The 20,805-nt window shown below is 64.3% G+C and carries 4 protein-coding genes; 1 reads left to right on the top strand and 3 read right to left on the bottom strand.

All coding sequences use genetic code 11. The annotated features are described in order from the left end of the window. Together DFR67_RS10900 and DFR67_RS10895 are read right to left on the bottom strand one after the other, a co-directional pair. Positions 1–2,396, bottom strand: a 2,396-nt coding sequence (locus DFR67_RS10900; protein WP_146240420.1) for an AMP-binding protein, incomplete at its 3' end; no start/stop codon positions are given. 164 nt (positions 2,397–2,560) lie between these two features. Beyond that, positions 2,561–4,156, bottom strand: coding sequence for a helix-turn-helix transcriptional regulator (locus DFR67_RS10895; RefSeq protein WP_110469520.1), 1,596 nt, complete (start codon positions 4,154–4,156; stop codon positions 2,561–2,563). 117 nt (positions 4,157–4,273) lie between these two features. On the opposite strand from DFR67_RS10895, the gene DFR67_RS10890 reads away from it, so the two are divergent. Next, complete coding sequence (locus DFR67_RS10890; RefSeq protein WP_158539943.1) at positions 4,274–5,239, top strand: ABC transporter substrate-binding protein; 966 nt, start codon at positions 4,274–4,276, stop codon at positions 5,237–5,239. 126 nt (positions 5,240–5,365) lie between these two features. Here DFR67_RS10890 and DFR67_RS10885 read toward each other — a convergent pair whose 3' ends face one another. Continuing rightward, complete coding sequence (locus DFR67_RS10885; protein ID WP_158539942.1) at positions 5,366–20,635, bottom strand: non-ribosomal peptide synthetase; 15,270 nt, start codon at positions 20,633–20,635, stop codon at positions 5,366–5,368. Between the last annotated feature and the right edge of the window lie 170 nt (positions 20,636–20,805).

Here is a 20,805-nt window from a genome sequence, read left to right as displayed (position 1 = left end):
ACATACAACTCACCAACCACACCCACCGGAACCGGCCGCAACCACGAATCCAACACCGAAACAGACGAATTGGCCACCGGACGACCAATCGGAACGAACTCGGCTCGATCGCTGTCCGAATCCGTAGAGCAGTCGTAATACATGACCTCGCCGGCTTCGGTGGGGCCGTAGATATTGAGGACATCGGACGACAGCAAGCGGCCCACCGACTCCGCCAGACTCCAGCGCAGCGCCTCGCCGGCGAGCATCGCCGTCCGAGTGGATACATCACGATCCGCATTGGGCCAATGGTCCGCCACGGCTTGGGCCATCGAGGGCACGAAGTTCACACGATCGAGGGAGGTCCCCCGTAGTGCTCCCATGATCTCGGACGGATCCCGATGGCCGTCTGGGGGCAGCACCGCGAGGGCCTCGCCTTCGACCAGAGGCGAGAGCAGTTCCGGCACAGACACGTCGAAACCGATCGGAGTCTTGTGTAAGACCCCACCAGTGAGTGGGTACGTCCGATGACCCCACACGAGCCTGTTGAGCAGCGCTCGATGTGACACCACAACGCCTTTGGGCCGTCCTGTGGTACCTGAGGTGTAGATCAGATATGCCGCATCATCGGCAAACAACGTCCGACTTCGATCGCCATCGCGCACGGTCCCGGCCGATTGTTTCCCCACCAGGGCAACAACAACGGGGTCTGCGAGGTCGACAACCCGAAGTTCACGCGCGCCCGAAGGAATTGCTTCGCCACAATTGGTCAGTATTGCGCTCGGCGCGGAATCGGCCAGGAGATAGCCGATCCGATCTTCGGGTTGGTCGGGATCCACCGGTACGTAAACCGCACCTGCACGAAGCACAGCCGCCACCATGATCGGCAACAGTTCGTCGCGGCGGGCCACGACTGCGACCCGGTCACCTACGCGAACACCTCGATCGACCACATGCCGCGCAAGCTGATTCACCCGCTCATCGAACTCGAGGTACGACAGGGTCACGTCGCGATAGGCGATGGCGACCCGGTCACCGTGCCGGGTGGCAGAATCCTGCAGGACGCTGTCGACATTCTGATCGATGCCGTCGATCGGCACTCCAGATGACCAGTCGGTCAACGAGTCTTGCTCGGCGCGCGCGGCAGGGACCAGATCGCGCAGCGGGCTCTCGACATCAAACTCTGCCAACTGCACGAACGCGTCTCGGAGGCGCCTCAGATGGATTGATACATCTGAGGTGGAGTACCGATCTGCGCGCGCGTGTAGTTCCAGCACGAATCCGTGCACGTTGTCGTTGTAGATGAAGAGATCCAGGTCGTCGACCGGGCCTATCGCCAGCGACTCCGGTACGCCTCGCGCGCCCGCGAAGTCGAGGTCGTAGTCGAAGACTTTGAGATTGAGTTGTGGGAGCGCAGCCTTACGGCCGCCCGATGCCGTGGCGAGGCGTTCACTGCGATACCGCTGGTGCTTTCGGACATCCTTCATCGCGGCGACCACTCGTGCCAGCCAGTCGCCGACCGTGTCGTCGGGCGAGGCCTCCAGGTGCAGTTGAAGCATGTTGACCAGCATCATCGGCGTCAACAACGCGACCCCGCGCCGACCCATCATCGGAAGTGCGATGCTCGCTGCGGTCTTGCCCTGCCGCGCCGCGTTGTACCAACTCCACACGGCGATCGCTGCGTCGCCCCATGATGCACCGACCGCTTTCCCCAGTTCGCCTATCCGGTTGATCACCTCTCGGTCTATCGAGACGCTCGCCTCAATCGGCAGTGCCAGTGCGGGTGTGGCCGTCACCAGTTCCGAATCATCATCCGTCCGGGCAGCGAGGACCCCCTCCCAGTAGACCCGGTCGACCTCGGCACTCGGTCCATTCTCGTAGGTCGCTTCGAGCGCCACCACTTCGGCCACGGTGCCTGCCTTCGAGGCCGGGATCTCACGGCACTGCGCCAAAGCCGTGTACACCTGCGCAACTCGACGAGTCAGCAATGACACCCCATATGCATCCAGCATTATGTGGTGAGCCTTGAATTCCCAGGCAACCCCGCCGCCGGCCAGTGTCCAAACGGTGTTGTCGTACATGAGGTTTGCTGACAGAGCGATCGGCACCGCCATACGACTGCGCGCCTCGCCCCGCAATTGGTCGGGCGTGCCGCCGAAGTGGACGACGGGTACCGCCACCTCGTCCGTCGGCGCCCCGACGATCTGTACGGGCCCGGCGTCGCCATCTTCGAATCGGCACCGCAACACGTCGGCCTCGCCGGTCGCGATACTCACCGCGGACGCCACCAGGTCGGCGTCCACGTCGGACGGTAGCCAAACCAGTTGCCCTACCGAGAAAACGGGCGACTCCGGCTCCAGCTGCTGGGCAAACCACACGCCCCGCTGGGCCCCTGACAACGCCATACGTGCACTCACAAGAAATCTCCTCGGACCACGGACCACGGACTGCTCGACGTCGGTAACTCCGTCTGCGACCGCAGAAGAAGGTGCACGAGCAGATCGTCGCTATGCTGTCCAACCTAGCCTAGACAGTGGAGAGCATTCCAGGAAGCCTGGGCGGTCCCGGTCAGTGGTGTGAATTACCGGGCTTCGACAGCCGTCAGACCGAGTTCGATTTCCTGATACTCGCGAGGCGATATCCCATGGAAGGCGCTGAACGTCCTACTGAAGTTGGACAACTGGCTGTATCCGACTCTGCAGGCCACGGAACTCACTTTGGAGCCATCGGTGAGCAACTCGCGGGCGAGCTTCATGCGGGACGCCTGCTGCCACCGTCTGTATGTCATGCCCGTTTCCAGGCGAAATGCCGCGTGGATCGCCGGAGAGATATCGGCCGACCCAGTGTCACCGGCGGTCCCGATGTCCTCGAGAAAGCTCAGGGCCACCCGCCGGGCTCGACCATCTTTCGGAAACGGCACGTCCATCGTGCGGTCCGCCTCCAGCTGGTCCTCGAATGCGTCGAGCACGTGCTGGTGCTGTGGACGCGCGAGCCGAGAGAACTGCGCGCGAGTGTCAGGCAACAGCAGGGTGTGCGTGGACACCGAGCAATAGAGCAGGTATGCCTCCCACGCCGGCGAGAAGTGTGTACGCAGCGGCCCCGGGAGTTGTATGCACTCGGTGCACAGTGTGCTCAAGGGCACCGCGATGGACCCCTTGGGCAGGTGGGGCTCCAAGGGTGCCCCGGCCGGCTGCCACAGGGCATCGCCGGTGCGAGCCGCAGGGCCCGTCCCCCTCGTCGTTCCTGTGCCGACACGAAAGAGCCAGGTCATGCGGTTGTTCTCGGACTGTGACTGCCCGTGCGACGCGCGTCGTCCGCCGACGAGGTCACCGGCCGGCAACGGACTGAGCGATGGATCTGCGCTCACACGTGGGCCGGCTCGGGTAAGGCCCCGCTCTCGGACCGCGAAGTCTCGCGGGGTCAGTTGGTACTGCTCGCGGAACGCTCGCGTGAGTCCGCTCCGGCTCGCAAACCCTGTACGTGCTGCAACATGTGCAACGTCGTGTCCGTCGACCAACAGCTCGCTCGCCGCCGCCATGCGGCACTGCAACCGCCACTGAGAAAAGGTCATGCCGGTCTGTCGCCAGAACTGACGGCGAAGCGTGCTCGGACTGTAGGACACCAGGTGTGCCCATTCGTCGACTGTGTGGCTCAACGCGGGATCGTGCATCAGCTGACGCGCCACAGAGCGCGCACCTCCCGAGCGCGGCACCGGCGGATACCGGCCGGGCTCGCTCGGGTCTGAACCGAGCATCGTCGCAGGACTGTTCCGCGCGAGCACCTCGATGACGTCGCCTGATGCGGAGAGCGATCCCGTCGAAGCCGCTTGAGCGTACTGAGCGATGAGCCACTCACTCCAGTTACCGCCGACCGTGAAGTGTGTGACGTCAGTGGGAGGCGACCGAACGGCGTCGGCGGGCACGCTGATCGGCAGTGCGACCGAACCCGGGTCGGTCCACATGCTGTGATCGGGGCCCGGAGGTATCCAGATACCCGTACCGGCCTCGACTCGTCGGAGGTCGGCGCCGGGTAGACGCACATAGGCGGACCCGGTGTGCACCCACATCAGCAGGTGATCGCGGGCGGCCCAGGACGCCACCTTGACGCTTGCCGGTATCGGGGGCGGCGCAGTGGTGAGAACGTTGGCGATGTTGTCGTCCCTCCACGATTGCACCATAAGTACATGAAAGCTTACGCGCCCTTTGGTAGGGAAGCCTTGACTAACTTTGATGCACACGGCGTCGCGTCCTACGACGGTCGGCGACGCTGCGCGCCATTTCAACGAAGGATGATGATGTTCTCAAAAACAGTCCACAAGCGGATAGCAGCGGCAGCACTGGCTGCCTGTGCCATCGTGACGGCAGGGTGCTCGGACAACTCCGGCGATTCCGACGAACAGAGTGCGACGCAGACAGTTCAATCTGTCGACGGACCAGTCGAGATTCCGGCGGATCCGCAGCGGGTCGTCGCGCTATGGGGGTCAGCAGAAACGTTGCTGACCCTGGACGGGCCCCTCGTCGGCGTGTCAGACGGCAAGTACACCGAGGCCACGTTCGGCGAGAACACCGCAGCCTGGGAACGCTACGAGAGCTTGCCCAAGGTGGGTTCCGCGGTCGAGCCCAACTACGAGAAGATCGCCGAGCTCAATCCCGACCTCATTCTTGCCACGATCCCGGAATCGTGGTGGGCGAAGGTGGACCGCGACCGACTCGCGAGTATCGCCCCGGTCGCGAATCTGATGCCCAAGGACACCACCGCGATCGCGGATTGGAAAGAACCCACCTTCGCCGAAGCTGCCGGCGTGGTCGACCTCTCAGACGCGGCTGCTGAGAAGAAAGCCGCCTACGATGCTCGCGCCGAGCAGATCCGCTCCGAGCACGCATCCCAGATCGAAGGCAAGAAGGTCATGGCCATCGCGTCGTGGGATACCGGTTCGTTCTGGTTGATGCCGTCGGGCACCTACACCGCGCACATCCCGGAGCAAGTGGGGATGGTTTTCCCCGAGGGCGAAGCCGAGGAGTTGTCGATGGAAAGGCTCGGAGAACTGGCGCAGTACGACGTGATCGTCTACCCCGTCCAACCCGATGGAACACCCACCCCGGCCGTACAGGCAATCCTCGACTCCGAACTGTTCCGGACGCTGCCTGCCGCTACGTCGAACAGGCTGATACCTCTCGCCTACGACCAGCAGCTGAACTACGACGCCAGTCTGGTTGCGTTGGAGAGCATCGACGCCGCTCTGAACAACTTCCCCAGCTGAGCACACGCGTCGCAGCACTTGGGGCAGCTACAGATCAGCTGACCTAGCCTATTCTCCGCCGGCACTCAAAAAGGTCCGGGCCCGAGGGCCCGGACCCTTTTTGTGCAGGGCACCGCCGGTCGACGGCTACCGAGAACTGGTTTTCGAGCTGCTCTGCGCGACAACGTCTTCCAGGATCGAGCGCCACCGTTCGACGATCGAGGCCACCACCTCTCGTGACAGTGCTCCGCCCGGCGACGAGCACCCGAGGGACATGGTGGCCGACCCCGGCGGTCCGACCACGCGGGCGATGGACGACAGCGGACTCTTGCCGGCCAGCTTCTCGGTGTGTGCACTCAGTGCTTCGCGCTCCTCCGGCGCCAACCCCCACGCCGCCGCCGAGTAGCCCTCGAACCGTCCCTCGTAATTGAAAGCGATCTCGTCACCGGTGAACACGGTCGGCTCCACATCGAGCAATCTGCGGTAGTACGAGAACCCCTCTCCGGCCTCGGGAACCTCTGCCAGATCAGCCTGGATGCACTCGAGGGCATCGCCGAACTGATCGACAAACGCCTCGCCCACCGCGGAGTCCGGCCCTCGTCCGATCCGGACGACGGCCGGATACGATTCGGCGAAATAGCCGACCGTTGAGCTCAGGGCGCCCCCGTCGAGCAACGCCTCGGCACGACCGTGCCCCTGCAGCACCAGGCGCTGGTGTGTTTGCCGGTGCTCTTCGCCCACGGTCTGCGACACCGCGATCAGGAGCGCCGTCAGCAGAATGTCACCGGTGACTGCCCCGAAATGCCGCGGGATCCGACCCGTCAGAGCCTCGGTGATGTCTGGTTCCACAATGAGCGTCTGCAACGTCCGCGCGGTTTCATCGGCGTCTGCTTCGCGACCGAAGAGGGCCGCCGCGAGGGGCGTCGTGCCATCGACACGAAGCTTGCGCGAATAGCTTTGCCATTGTGCGAGTACTGCCGCCTGCGACACATCGAGGGTGCGGGTAGCCAACCGCGCGGACCATTGCCGAAAACTCGTCGACTCGAGAACGGGTGTCGGGGTAAGTCCTGCGGCAAGGTCTTCACATGCTGCAGCAAGGTCGCCCAGCAGAATCTGCCACGACATCGCGTCGACCACCAGGTGACTGATCGCGACGAGAAGTCGCGCTGGTTGCTCACCACGATCGAAGTATGTCAACGCGCACATGAGCCCGTCCGTAGGGCGGACCCGTTCTCCGGAATCGGCGAGTGCCCATGCCTCCGCGGCAATCAGATCAGCCTCGTCGAGTCCCCGCGCATCCACAACTGAGAACAGCGGAGTTGCATCGAAGTCGTCAGGCACGCCGAACGTATGCCACCAGCGTGCATTCGCCGCGTCGTGGGCAACGGCGGATCGAAGCACCGGGTGTGCCCCAGCGACCGCAGTGAACGCCTCGCATACGTTGTCGAACGTGATGTTCGCAGGGATCTCCACCAGCATCGGGACGAAGAACCCGGAGTAGTCGAAGCCGCTTTCGAGAACCTCGGCCAGCACCGGCGCGGGCGGAGTACGTTCGGAGAGGTTGTCCACGTCGCCCGTGACCAGAGCGGCCAGCCCCGCGCACACCTCGTGCCAGCTCCGCTGAAGCTGTTCGACCTCAGCCCCGGACACAAACGATTCGGGGCAGGTGAAGGTGAATCGCAGTTCCGGTCCCGCATCGCCGCGCGACGAGATCGCATTGATCTCCAGACGCCTGCCCATGACGGTTCTCTCGACTGCCCCGAACCGCAGGGAGGTTCCCGGCACGACCTCCCATGGCGCGGCTTCCTCGGGTGTGTCCAGCCTACCCAGATAGTTGAACAGTATCTCTGAATTTTGTTGTACATCAATATGTTCGGGCGCGTGCACCGAGCGTAGTGACCCGTAGCCGATCCCTTTGTCCGGGACCGTCCGCAGGGCCGCCGAAACGGACGAGAAGGCGGTCCGGAGATCACGCGGGTCCGGTGTCGAACCGTCGTCGGTCGAGCCTGCCCATCGAACCGATCCGGGTTCGAGGGATACCGGGAACAGGGTCGTGAACCAGCCGACGGTCCGCGACAGATCGACACCCTCGACCACACTCTCCTCGCGTCCGTGACCCTCCAGCGTGATCGACACCGGCCCCGGCGCGGTGGAACGAATCTCGCTGCGCCACCGGTCGATCGACACCGCCAACGCAGTCAGGAGGACATCGTTCACCTCACCACCGAGAATGCGCGGTAGGTCCATCAGGATCGGGCCGGCGATCTCGGCAGGTATGACCAGTTCACTCGTGACCGCAGCCTCCGGGTCGGCACTCGCGGTCGGCGGGCGTCCGATGGTCGCGACCTCGGCCGCCAACACGTGCTTCCAGTACGGAAGCTCTCGTGAGAATCCACCCTTTCTGATGTGTTCCACATACGAGCGGGACCAGGCACGCCAATTGGTGCCCTCTGGTGCGGGTTTCGGCGCGCGCCCATCGTCGATCATCGACCACATGTCGGCCAGGTCCTCGGTCAGCACCCGCCATGAGACGCCGTCCACGACGAGGTGATGGATCGCCAACACCAGTTCACCGCCCACCGGAGTTCCAGTGGCGGCCGGAATCCACACGGCACGTATGACCACGCCCGCCCACGGGTCCAGATCTCGCACTGCATTCGTCAGACACGCATCCCGGTGCTCGGCCGGATCACCGGTGCACGCGGCGACGGTCAGGATCGATGCACCGGTGACGGTACCGGCCTCTCCGATCACCAATTCAGTTCTGTCGCCGATTCGTTCGCATCGAGCGCGAAGTGCGTGGTGCGTGTCGAGCACACCCTGCAGCATCTTCCCGATGTCCGCACGAGTGGCGTCCGAAGGAGTGGCGAGAACGAGCGCCTGATAGAAGCCGTCTCGCCCTTCTGTCGCAGTGAGATAGCCCTCCACGATCGGGGTGGAGGGCGCTGATCCGACCGCATCGGCAGCGAGCTCAGCCGTCCTCGTGGCGGGGGCCGGTTCGTGCTCGGCATCGAGCTTCTCGGCAATCGCCTCGACCGTCCGCAATTGCATTATGTCGCCGGGCTTCAGCGCGAATCCACGTTTGCGAGCGCGGCTCGCGGCGGTCAACGACGAGATGCTGTCTCCCCCGAAGTCGAAGAAGTCGTCACCGATACCGACCTCATCCACCGACAGCACCTCTGCGAACAGACCGCACAGTGCGGACTCGGTGGCGGTTCGGGGAGATCGCAGCGACTGCGCCCCAAGCGGCTTCGGGTCGGGGAGCGCACCCGTATCGAGCTTGCCGTTCACCGTCATCGGCAACGCGGTGACCACCGACCACAACGTCGGCACCATATAGCCGGGCAGCGTTGCCGCGATGCGATCGCGGACCTGCCTCGCCGCGCTCAGTGAGTCGCCGTCCGTCGACGCCCATTCCGGTTCCATCACCAGGTGTGCGACGAGCATGCGCGAGCCGGCCTCGGCGGGGCCCGTACCATCCGGCGCACTCTGGACCAGCACCGCGCACTGCGCCACCCCGGGGCAACCTGAGATGACAGCGTTCACCTCACCCAGTTCGACACGGTGACCGCGGATCTTGACCTGGTCGTCGGATCGGCCGAGGAAATCGAGGTGTCCGTCGTCACGCAGTCGCACCAGATCTCCGGTGCGGTACATCCGATTCCCGGAGATCGCGGGATCAGCGACGAATCGGCCCGCTGTGACCGCGAACCGGTCCAGGTAACCGCGGGCCAGGCCCGGGCCGGAAAGGTACAGCTCACCGACAACGCCCCTCGGTACCGGACGAAGCCACGCATCCAACACGTGGGCAACGGTATTGGCGATCGGCCGGCCGACAGTCGGAGTAGGGCTGTCACCGGTCCCCGCGCCCAGCGCATTGATCGTGTACTCCGTTGGACCGTAGAGGTTGTATCCCGTGACACCGCGATCCGGACGCAACCGTTCCCAGACCCCGTCGGAGACGGCTTCACCGCCCAACAGGACCAGCACGGGCGCACGCTTGTCGTCGTCCAGCAATCCCATCTCGAAGAGATGATGTGCGTATGTCGGGGTCACATTGACGACATCCACGGCATGGTCATGGCAGTACTTCACCAGCGCCGATCCATCTCTACGCAATTCTTCGTCACAGATGTGCACCTCGTGCCCCTCGAGCAACCACAACAGCTCTTCCCAGGACATGTCGAAGGAGAACGACACAGTATGTGCCACACGAAGCTTGCGATGTCCGGCCTGGGCGATCACGGGGTCGAAGATGGCCTCACGATGGTTGATCACCATGTTGGTCAACCCACGGTGTGCGGTCACCACACCCTTCGGCACGCCTGTCGAACCAGACGTGTAGATGACGTAGGCGGGAACGTCCATCCGCGAATTGCCCAAGCCCCGGAACGATTGCAATTCGTCCGCGCTCAGTGATCCGGTATCGGAGGCACCCATCTCCTCGTCGATCCGGGGGTCATCCAACAACATCACACCCGAGTCCGGTACGATCTCCGGTGACCACTGCGCCTTCCAGCAGCCCGATGTCGAGACGACCAGCACCGGCGACGCATCGGCAAGCATCGCCCGGATGCGCTCAGACGGATAGTCCAGCTCCAACGGCAGGTACGCGCCGCCGGTACGCAGGACCGCAAACAGGGCGACCACCATGTCCACCGACCTGGGCAGCGCCAATCCCACCACGCGCTCCGGGCCGACCCCACGCGCGATGAGTGCGCGGGCGAGGACGTTCACCCTGCAGTTCAGCTGTCGGAACGACACCCGCTCGTCGCCGGCGACGAGGGCGATGGCATCGGGGTCGGCGCGGGCCTGCTCATCGAGCAGCTCGGCCACCGTACGGTCCGTGACGTCACGTTCGAGTCCGCAGAGCAACCGCTCACGGAAGACCTCCAGCGATCCGACCGGGGTGGTCGGCGGAGCAGTCGACAGCGCAGTCAGGACGTTCCGGAACGAGTCCAGCACTTCCTGCGCCACTGCGCGACTGACATCCGGCTCGCGGAAATCGATCGTCACCTCGATCTGTTCGAACGGATTTATCGCGATCGACAACGGATAGTGGGAATCGTCGAGGGTGCCACCTGCCGTGATGCCGTGTTCGACGACAACGTCGCCTGCGTCGGTCCAGGCGTTGCGCAGAGTGAACAGGACGTCGAACAATGGGCCGCTACCGACCGCCTGCTGGATCTGCCCGAGACCCAGATACTCGTGGGACAAAACGTCTGCGCGTTCGTCCTGCAGCCGCCCGAACAGGTCGGTCAAGGTCTCGTCGGGATCCAGTGAGACGGCGATCGGCACGGTGTTCATGAACAAGCCCACCGCCGAGTCGATCCCGTCGATCTCGGGTGGACGAAGAACGTTCGGCGTACCGAACACCACTCGGTCCGATCCCAGACGGTGTGCGAGAACCACTGCCAACGCCGCATTCAACACGGTGTTCATGGTCACGCCGGCGCTCTGTGCGCGGTCGCGAACTGCGTCCGAGCCGTGCTTGTCCAGGACCAGGGCCAGCCGCTCCGAAGCACCCGCCCGGGGAGTTGCGCCGGGGGCGAGAAGCGATCCTGCCTCCTGTCCACGCAGGATCTGCTGCCATGCCTTCTTGGACGCATCGCGGTCTCGCCCGGCGTTCCACAGCAAGAAGTCCCGGTATCCGGTGTCCGGGGTCAACGCAGGCAAGCCCGCAGCCGACCCCTCCGCGCCGATGGATGCGTAGGTCTTGACTATTCGATCGGCCAAGATGAACGCCGATGCACCATCGAAGCAGAGGAAGTGATGGGTGATCAGGATCCGGGTGCGGCCCTCGGGCAGAGCAATTACCGTGAGTTGCCACAGCGGCTGACCCACGATGTCGTGTAGTGCCGACTTTTCCTGAGCGAACAGTGCGCCGGTATCCGGATCGGTTCCGGCCGGCCGGTGTGAGAGATCGACGCTGCGGATCGTCTCGCGTACCGAATCGAGTACCGCCTGGTAGGCGACGCCATCATCATCGACGACCACACGCATCCTCAGCGCAGGCGTCCGGTCGATCACCAGCTGCACCGCAGACGCGAGACGTTCGAGCTCGAACTCACGGTCGAAGTCGAAATAGTTCTGGACAATATAGACCGAACTCCCGGCCTCTCCGAACATCGACTGGAAATACAGACCCTGCTGCAGCGGCGAGAGCGGGAGCAGTTCCGCTGTGGCCGGACTGACCTGCGCCAGCAGACCGCGAGAAGTCTCTTCGTCCAATTCCGGGAGACCGGATCCATTTGGGGTGCTCTCTGTTTCGAACTCATTGTCATCAGACGCCAGGGCAAGGAGCCGGATGGTGCGCACGGCGAACACATCGCGCAGGGACAGCCTCGTCCCCTCTGCGCGCAGCCGGCTGACTAGTTTGACTCCAATGATGCTGTCACCACCAAGAGCGAAGAAGCTCCGGTCGATCCCCAGGTGCTGGTCTCGCTCGAACCCGAGCACGTCCGCCATGGCTGTCGCGATCTGCTTCTCGCGGTCCGATCGAGGCGAGGGTCCGGACATCTCGTCGGCAGCAATTGCCGGTTCCGGGAGTTTCGAACGATCGAGTTTGCCGTTGTCTGTCACCGGCAGTGTCTCTAGTTCGGTGTAGGTGACCGGGATCATGTGTTCTGGCAGGAGGTCTGAGAGGAAGGCCTGGAGTTCCTCACCGGTGGTCGCCGGCGCCGGAGGGCTCGCGTCACCCGATGAGGCGAGCCCGCCTACGGCGCCCCGGGTGTAGTACGCGGCCAGGTACGGGTCGCCGCTCTCGCGCGAGCGGGCCACAACCACTGCGGATCCCACAGCGCGGTGGGTTTCGAGAGTGGTACGAATCTCGTCGAGCTCGATTCGGAAGCCACGGATCTTGACCTGGAAGTCGGTGCGACCCAGGTACTCCAACTTGCCCTGGGAGTTCCATCGGGCGACATCCCCGGTGCGATACAGCCTGGATCCCGGGTTGTCCTTTCCGGAACGGGGATTCGCGACAAACCGACCGGCCGTCAGCCCCGGGCGATCGTGATATTCGCGCGCCAATTGCACGCCGCCCAGATACAGTTCACCCGCCACTCCTGCAGGCACAGGCCGCAGCAGTCGATCGAGCACCCACGCGTCGGTGTTCGCTACCGGAGCACCAATTGGTACACCAGCCCCACCGAGGTCTTGTAGCAGGGCACGGGTCACCGGCTGGAACGTCACGTCGATTGCGGCTTCGGTTGGGCCGTAGAGGTTGTGGATGTTGTCACCGAACAGTGCCACAGCGTCAGAGGCGGTCGAGGCCGGCAGGGCCTCGCCCGAGCAGAACACTCTCTTCACTGAGCGCAGCCGCTCGCCCACAGGCGAGGACTCGAGGAATGCGGCGAGCATCGAGGGCACGAAATGCAGGGTCGAGATCCGATGTCGGGAGATCGCCGCGGCCAGGTACTCGGGATCCTTGTGACCGTCGGGTGCCGCCACGACCATCGTCGCACCGGATATCAGCGGCCAGAAGAACTCCCACACCGATACGTCGAAACTGAACGGCGTCTTCTGCAGTACTCGATCCTCCCCACTGAGGCCGTACTCATTCTGCATCCACCGTAGGCGGTTCAGGATCGCCCGATGAGTGATCGTGGCACCCTTCGGTTTTCCGGTGGTACCCGAGGTGTAGATCAGGTAGGCAGCGTCATGCGCCAGCAATCTCCGCGACCGATCACGATCGGTGACCGGTGCACTCGATGTGGCACTCAGCTCTCGTCTGGTGGCCGGGTCATCGAGGATCACCTGCGCGATGTCCGGGCCGAACAGATCAGCGAGTTCACCACCGGTGGTTGCAGTCTCGGATACGATCACGGCAGGTGCCGAATCGGCCAGAAGGTAGTTGATCCGCTCCTGCGGGTAACTGGCGTCCACCGGGACGTAGGCCGCGCCTGCCCGGACGACCGCGGTGAGCGCGATCGGCAACCACTCACTACGCGGTAGTAGAACCGCGACGCGGTCCCCCACCCGCACACCCCGATCGAGGAGTAAACGCGACAACTGATTGACCAGAGCGTCGAACTCCCCGTAGGTCATCACCCTGTCCCCGAATACGATTGCGGTGGACTCAGAGGTTGCCGCGGCCTGCGCAGCCAGCGCGTCGTCGAGGGTGTCGGTGTCCGCAGCGTCGTCGCGGGCCCGATCACCGCGGCTCCATTCAGCCAGCCGGGATCGCTCGCGACCAGACAGCAGATCGGCGGCGGCGAGCGGGACCTCCACGTCATCCGAGAGCACCTCGAACGCCCGGATCAGGATGTCGGTGAATCGCTGCACCGTCGCTTGCTCGTACAGCTCACCGGCGTAGCCCGCCACAATTGTGATGTTGTCCCCGGCAACCGTGATATACAGTTCGGCATCGGATTTCACGGTGCTCAACGCGATTCGTTGCGCCTTACCGAAATCGATTCCGGGAGCGAACCGGCCCGCGGTATCCCCGTCTTCGCGGTAAGTCACCATCATCTGGAAGAGCGGCGTGGCAGATTCACCGCGTTCGGCCCCTACCGCGCGGACGACCTCCTCGAACGGCACCTCCTGGTGCTCGAATCCGGCCAGTACAGTCGCGCGAACCCGCCCGAGGACCTCACCGAGCGTCGGATTCCCCGACAGGTCATACCGCAGCGGCAGGGTGTTCACGAAATAGCCGACCAGATCGGTCAGAGCCTCGTCGGTGCGACCACCAACCGGCGCCCCCAAGACCACGTCGTCACCAGCGCCCGCCGATGACACCGCCAGCGCCACGGCGGCCTGAGTCAGCATGAACATGGTCAGACCCTGTTGCCGTGCGACCTCACGCAATCCGGGCACAACAGAGGCCGGGACAGCATCTTCACGCCATTGCCCCCACCAGTTCGGTGACGCCGGGCGCGGCAGGTCAGCAGGTATGGCCGACAAGGACGGGACGCCGTCGAGCGTGCCGCGCCAGTACTGCAACTGACGTGCCAGCACAGAGGATTCGTCGTCAGGCCTGCCCAGCAACTGCCGCTGCCACACCGCGTAGTCGGCGTATTGGGTGGTGAGGGGTTCCCAAACCGGGGCGGCGCCCGCGGTCCGTGCCAGATACCCCGCCACCATGTCGCGGTGCATCGCCGGGATCGACCACTCGTCCAACGCGCTGTGGTGCACACCCAGGCCCATCACTGCGCCGTCGCCGGTCTCGATGAGCAACGCACGAATCGGGAGATCGACTCCGAGTGAGAAAGGCACCAGCATCTGTTCGCGCAGCACAGTGTGTACGCGCGAGGGGTCCCAACCACTCCCATCCACGATATCGATGAGCAGCCGCTCCGATATCGCGGCTGGCGGAACGATCTCCTGACGCACCACGACCCGGTCGTCGGCGACCAAGAGGGTCCGCAGTGATTCGTGCCGGATGACCACGTCACCGATGGCTGCCGCCAGCGCCGGTATGTCCACCTCCCCGACCAAGGGCACCACGATCGGCACGATGTACTGATCGGTGGGCCCGCTCATCTGATCCATCAGCCACAACGACTGCTGTCCGAACGATGCCGGGATCACCTCGGGGCGAATCACATCCGATACCCGCACCCGCGACGCGGTCTCGGCGCCCACGAGATCGGCCACCACTGCGCCCAATGTGCTGACCGTGGGGTTCTCGATCAGCGGACGCAACGTCAGCGTGATATCGAACTCCGCATTGATCCGTGACGCCAGCCGGGTGAGCCGTAACGAATCGATACCGATGTCGACGAAATCGGCGGCGACCGAGACCTTGGCCGGATCCATGTCTGCATCGATGACGAGTGCCACTATCGCGCGAAGTCTGCGCTCCGTCTCGGTCGTCGGTTCGAGGATCTCACCCCCAGCGAGGTCGAACTCCGGAGCAGGCAAGGCCGCGTGGTTGATCTTGCCGTTGGTGGTGAGCGGCAGAGTCGTCAGATGGGTGAAGCTCGCCGGGACCATGTACTGCGGCAGCCGTTGCGCCGTGTGGGCTCGAATATCGTTGTCGTCAAGCGCTTGCGGACTCGAGTAGTAGGCGGCGAGCTGGATGTCCTTGCGATCGTGCCCGGTGTCGACGGCCACGACGGTCGCCGCGCTGACGCCCGGCGCGGCCCGGATGGTTTCGGCGATCTCGCCCAGCTCGACGCGGAAACCGCGGATCTTGATCTGGTCGTCCGTGCGTCCGAGATAGTCGATCTGGCCATCGGGGCGCCACGACACCAGGTCGCCGGTTCGGTACAACCGCCCCCCGTTATCGAAGGGATCGGCGACGAATCGCTCGCTGGTGAGCGCAGATCGAGAAAAGTAGCCGCGGGCCAATCCTGCACCGGCCAAATAGAGTTCACCTGGCGTTCCCGGCGGGGTGAGCGCCAGGTTGGTATCGAGGACGTAGGCGCGGGTGTTGTCGATAGGCGTACCCGCGTTCGACGTGGGGCTGTCGGCAAGGTCGGCGCCGAGGGCATTGATCGTGTACTCGGTGGGTCCGTACAGATTGAAACTCTCGACCCCTGGCGCGGTCCGGAGCTCGGTCCACAGAGATTCGGGCACGGCTTCCCCACCCAGCGAGACGAAGACGACACCCGGATCGGTCTCGTCGGTCGACGCGCCCGCCGGTCGTGGCCGGTCCAGCAGCCCCTCCTCGGTGAGGATCTGTCCATACGAAGGGGTCACGTCGAACCCGTCCACACGGGCAAGGTCGTAGTGCTCGAGCAGGAGGCGGGGATCTTTTCGGAGTTCGTCGTCGATGATGTGCACCTGATGGCCGTTGAGCAGCCAGAACAGTTGTTCCCACGAAGCGTCGAACGAGAAGGACGTGGTGTGGGCGATCCTCATGCGGCGTCCGCGCTGGTGCCGGACCACCGGATCGAAGATCTTGCGCACGTGGTTGAAGTACATGTTGGTCAGCCCCCGGTGGCCGACCGCGACCCCTTTGGGACGACCGGTCGATCCGGACGTGAAGATCACATAGGCAAGATTGTCGAGCGAGACGGGTACCGGAGAGACCGGATCACTGTGCGCCGCAGCCAACTCCGTGGCCACGGCCGAGGAGTCGAGGTCGATGACCGTATGGGCACGATCAGCAGGGATACGTGTCCGAAGATCGGTGGTGGTCAGCACCACGGTCGGCGCAGCGGCATCGAGTATGTATTCGATGCGTTCGTCGGGGTGTTCACTGTCGATCGGGACGTACGCCGCGCCGGCGAGCAGAACTCCGAACAGCGCCACCACAGTTCGTTCGTCGCGCCGAAGCAGCAGTGCCACGCGGTCTTCGACACGCACGCCGTGGCGCCCGAGGATGGCAGCGCAGCGGCCGGCAGCGAGGAGGAGTTCGGCGTAGCTCAACTGGGTCTCGCCCGCCACGACCGCTGTCTCGTCGGGAGTGCGCTCGGCCTGCTCCACGAGCAGTTCTGCGATGGTGACAGCCGCCACCGGCCGACTGGTGTCATTCCACGACCTCAACAGCTCGAGCTCGGCGGGGACGGTCACCCCGATTCGACCGACGGCCCCTTCGAGGTCGGCGACCATCGCCTCGGCTGTGTGGATCAGTCGATCGATGATGGTCTCGACCTCGGCAGGCGTGTAGACGTCGCCGCGGTACGAGCAGCGCACCCGCACCTCGTCACCTGGATAGACGGCGATCGACAGCGGGTAGTGAGTCGAGTCATCGAGCGCGAACTCGTCGGCGCTGATCTGCGAGCCGTCCGGTCCGAAGCTCTCACCGAGCTCGGTGACCGCAACCGGCATGTTCTGAATGATGAACAGCGTGTCGAACAGCTGCGACGAGCCTGCGATCCGCTGGGTATCGGTCAAAGGCACGTGGGCGGCGTCGAGCACCGCGGCGCTGCGGGACTGATGATCGGTGAGCACTCGTCGGACCGATGCCGATTGCGGCGCGCGCACATGCACCGGAACGGTATTGAACAACAGCCCGATGATGGACTCGGACCCACCGAGTTCGGGTGGTCGGCCGGACACGCTGGTTCCGAACACCGCGTCCGTCCGGCCCGTCAGTCTCGCGAGCGTGATGCCCCACGCCACATGGAGATAGGTTCCGATGGTGACCCCGACCTCGCGGCACGCGGCGGTGATACGCGAGTGGAGTTCGGGATCGAGATAGCGATAGCTGTCGGCTGCGGCATCCGCGGCCGCGGAGGTTCCCAGGGCTCTCGGCGCGACGATCGTCGATTCGATTCCTCCCGACGCGAGGTCGAGATACTCGCTCCAGGACTGCTCTGCGACGGCACGTTCCCGGTCGCCGAGCCACCGGAGGTAGTCGCGGTAGGCGGGACGGTTCGGTACCGAGAGCCCAGCGAGATCGCCGTAGAGAGCGAACAACTCATCCCACAGCAAAGCCAACGACCAACCGTCGAAGAGCAGGTGTTCGAACGTGATGGAGATGATCCAGTCGCCCGGTTCGGTCTCCAGGAGCAGGAAGCGGATCAGCGGTGGCCGGTCGGCGATGAAAGGTGCGCTGCGTTCCTCCGCCAGTGCCTCTTCGAGCCCTCCGGGGTCGACACTCGCACCGTCCGCCCGGACCACTCGGACCGGGATCGGGACGGTCTCGGGGATCACCTGGACTGCGCGGCCACCGATGGTGACGAAACCCGCGGTCAAGTTCTCGTTGCGTGTCAACAACTCCGAGATTGCGTCGGTCATCCGGTCGGTGTCCAGCGACCCGCGGACGCGTGACCTCGACTGGGACGCGTACAGGTCCGTCTCGCCGCTCTCGTTGGCCATCTGCAAGTGGTAGTAGAACCCCTCCTGCAACGGCGACAGCGGCAAGATGTCCCTGATCTCACCGAAAGAGGCTGACAAAACAGCTATCTCGGGATCGGTCAGCCCTACCAGAGGAGGCCGCACTGCCTCCACCGTCACCACCCCGGTGACCGCTGCGGCGATGGCGTCGGCAGCGTCAGATGTCACATCGGCGTCATTTGTCGAGAATTCCAATGACCGGCACAGGGCATCGACATCGAACTCGATGCCACTGCGGGATTGGAGCACCACCTGGAGCCGACGAGAGTTGCCATCGGCCGTCGCCGGTCCGCGAACCACCGTGACGACCACTGCGTAACGACCCCAGTGCTCGCCGTCGGCGTCCGGCACCCGAATGGCAGCCTCGCCTTCGGCCACCCGCACCAACACTGCAGCGTCGGGAACGTCATCGAAGATGCCGAGGGTCTGATCGTTGTCCCAGTACAGCAGTGCGTAGTCCATCGCCGTCGATAGGTCCGCCGGGACGATGCCCGCGTCACGAAGCGTCGCATAGACGCCTGGCCCCGCTCCGATCGCCTCTGAACCGAGATCCTCCAACACGACCGGGTAGCGCGTGGTGATTCGCCCCGGTAGTACGAGATCCGCCGAACCGCGAGCCGATTGTTCGACGTCGATCACCACACCGCCAGTGACCACGGCACCAATGTGCACTCCGAGCCACCCGAGTACCGATGCCGTGATTTCCTCCACTGCAAGCGAACTGGAGACCTCACTCGCGCCGATCACGGCCTGCGCATCCGCATCTATCCCAGCGAACTCGCGGTCGGAGTGGTTGTCCGCGAAATCCATCCAGTACGCGGAGTCGAGGATTTCAGCGGACCCAGACCGATCGCTGCGCTGCCGCAGCAATGAATCACAATCGGGGACATGTAGATGCACGCGATCCCCCGCTGCCAGTGCCGTTGCCACCGTTACCAAGGTTTCGGCAAACACATCGACCGCTGTGGCGTCGATGTCGCCCGCGGCGACCACCGAGAACGAGACATCGTCGGTCGCCGGCCCACACAGCAGGTGCACCGACCTCGGCGACACCGGTGCGTCTAACACATCGCGATCCACGAGGTGGATCTGCGCGCGGAGGTCGGCAGCCGTCGGATTCCCGCCGTGATAGCCGAATGCCCGCACGCAACGCACAAAAGCATCGACCACGACCGGGGTCGGCAGATCCGATACCCCCTCGACGTCACGGACCCACCGCCACACCCGCGCCGAGTGCACACCCGCTTCTGCGTCGAAGCGTTCCAGTAGGTCGAGGCCGGTACCACCCGGCACTTCCGCCGCGATTCCCGGGGCGACCGCGGCGTCGAGGTCGACAATCGTTCCGGACCCGCCTACACCGACCTCGGCCAGCGCCGGCAGGGCCGTCTCGATCTGTCCCAGGAGCCGGTCCACGGTGTGGCGTTCGACAACGTCTGCGGCGAACACGCAGGTGATCCCGATCTGATCGTCGTCGAGTCGCAGCACCAGTTCGATGTCCGATGCCCTCTGTTCCACGGCATCGAAGCGGTACGACTGCGGCGGCTCATGGCGGTTCGTCGACCCGGGGTCGTGCCTGCTCACACAGGACACGGTCAGTTGCGGCCTGCTGCTGACACCGTCCGTCCCGTCGAGGGCATCGACGATCTCGGTGAACGGGATCGATGCATGCCGGGCGGCCTCGCCGATGGCCCGCTGCACCTCGACCACGACTTCTTCGCCGAAGTGGTTTCCGGGCAGCTCAATTCGCAGCGGAACCCAACCGGCCTCTTCGCGGACCGGAAGAGCCAGAGTGAGCGCGCGGTCTCCGGTGATCTCGGACACCGCAGCCGCCACCGCACCGGTCAGCACCGCGGTCACCGGCAGTTCGATGCGCTGAGCCGCGTCTCGGACGAGGACGGACGCACGTCCCGCCGCGATCCGTTCGACGCGCTCGACAGTTCGTGGGCCCGAACTCCTGTCCGAGCGACCGCCTGGTATCGGCGCACCCGAGGTCGTGGTCTGCCCCACGCGCAGCCAGTAGCGGAGGTCCGCGATGACCGACGTGAGGTCGTCTTTTCCGCCACGCGCGAAGTCGAAGAGAATTGCATAGAACCGGTAGTGGTCGGTGAGCACCCCGAGGAACGTCGCTCGCGCGAAGTTCTCGTGGTTGCGCAAGGTTCCGATTGTCGCCAACTGTCGCATCCCGAAATAGGACCCGGCCGTAGGGTCGCTCCCGCCCGCGTCCGCGGCCGGCCGAAGTCCGCCGGTGGTCTTCGCAGCGTCGAACGCCGACACGAAGATGTCGTGACACTGCTGGCTGACGGTCAGCGTCAACTCTTCGAGTGTGATGTCGTCGGGGAGGTCGAAGGTCGATTGCTCGACGATTGCCCCCGTGTCGATACCCTTGTCGACCCGGTGAATTGTGACACCAAAACTGGTTTCACCGTTCAGGATCGCATGGACGGCGCCTGCCATCGGCAGTCCCCGGTAGAACGGTAGCGGTCCGCCGTGAACATTGAGGATCGTCAGTTCGAGGTCGAGGATCGGCTTCCGAAAAATGAAGGGGTTTCCTGTCGACCACACGACCTGATCGACCGTCGACGCCTCCTCGAAGACGTCCGCCAGGTCGTTGACATCGGTCGCCCCGACGCAGCGGAGCTCGCCTGCCCAGGCAGGCGGGTCCTCGCGTTCAGGATGTACGACCAGACTCACCTCTGCATGCCTTGATCGCGCATACTCGACCGCGCGCCAGAGCAACGAACCCGAACCGACAAATATCATGTTGAACTCTTTCAATCCTGTTCGTTGGCAGCGGTTGACCTGCCCGGCCAGGTTTCACCGGTCAGCGACCGCCGAACCGACGGGTCCGTCGTGACAGTGGT

Source organism: Williamsia limnetica (assembly GCF_003217475.1).
Classification (GTDB): domain Bacteria; phylum Actinomycetota; class Actinomycetes; order Mycobacteriales; family Mycobacteriaceae; genus Williamsia; species Williamsia limnetica.
This window is presented reverse-complemented; position numbering and strand designations above follow the sequence as displayed.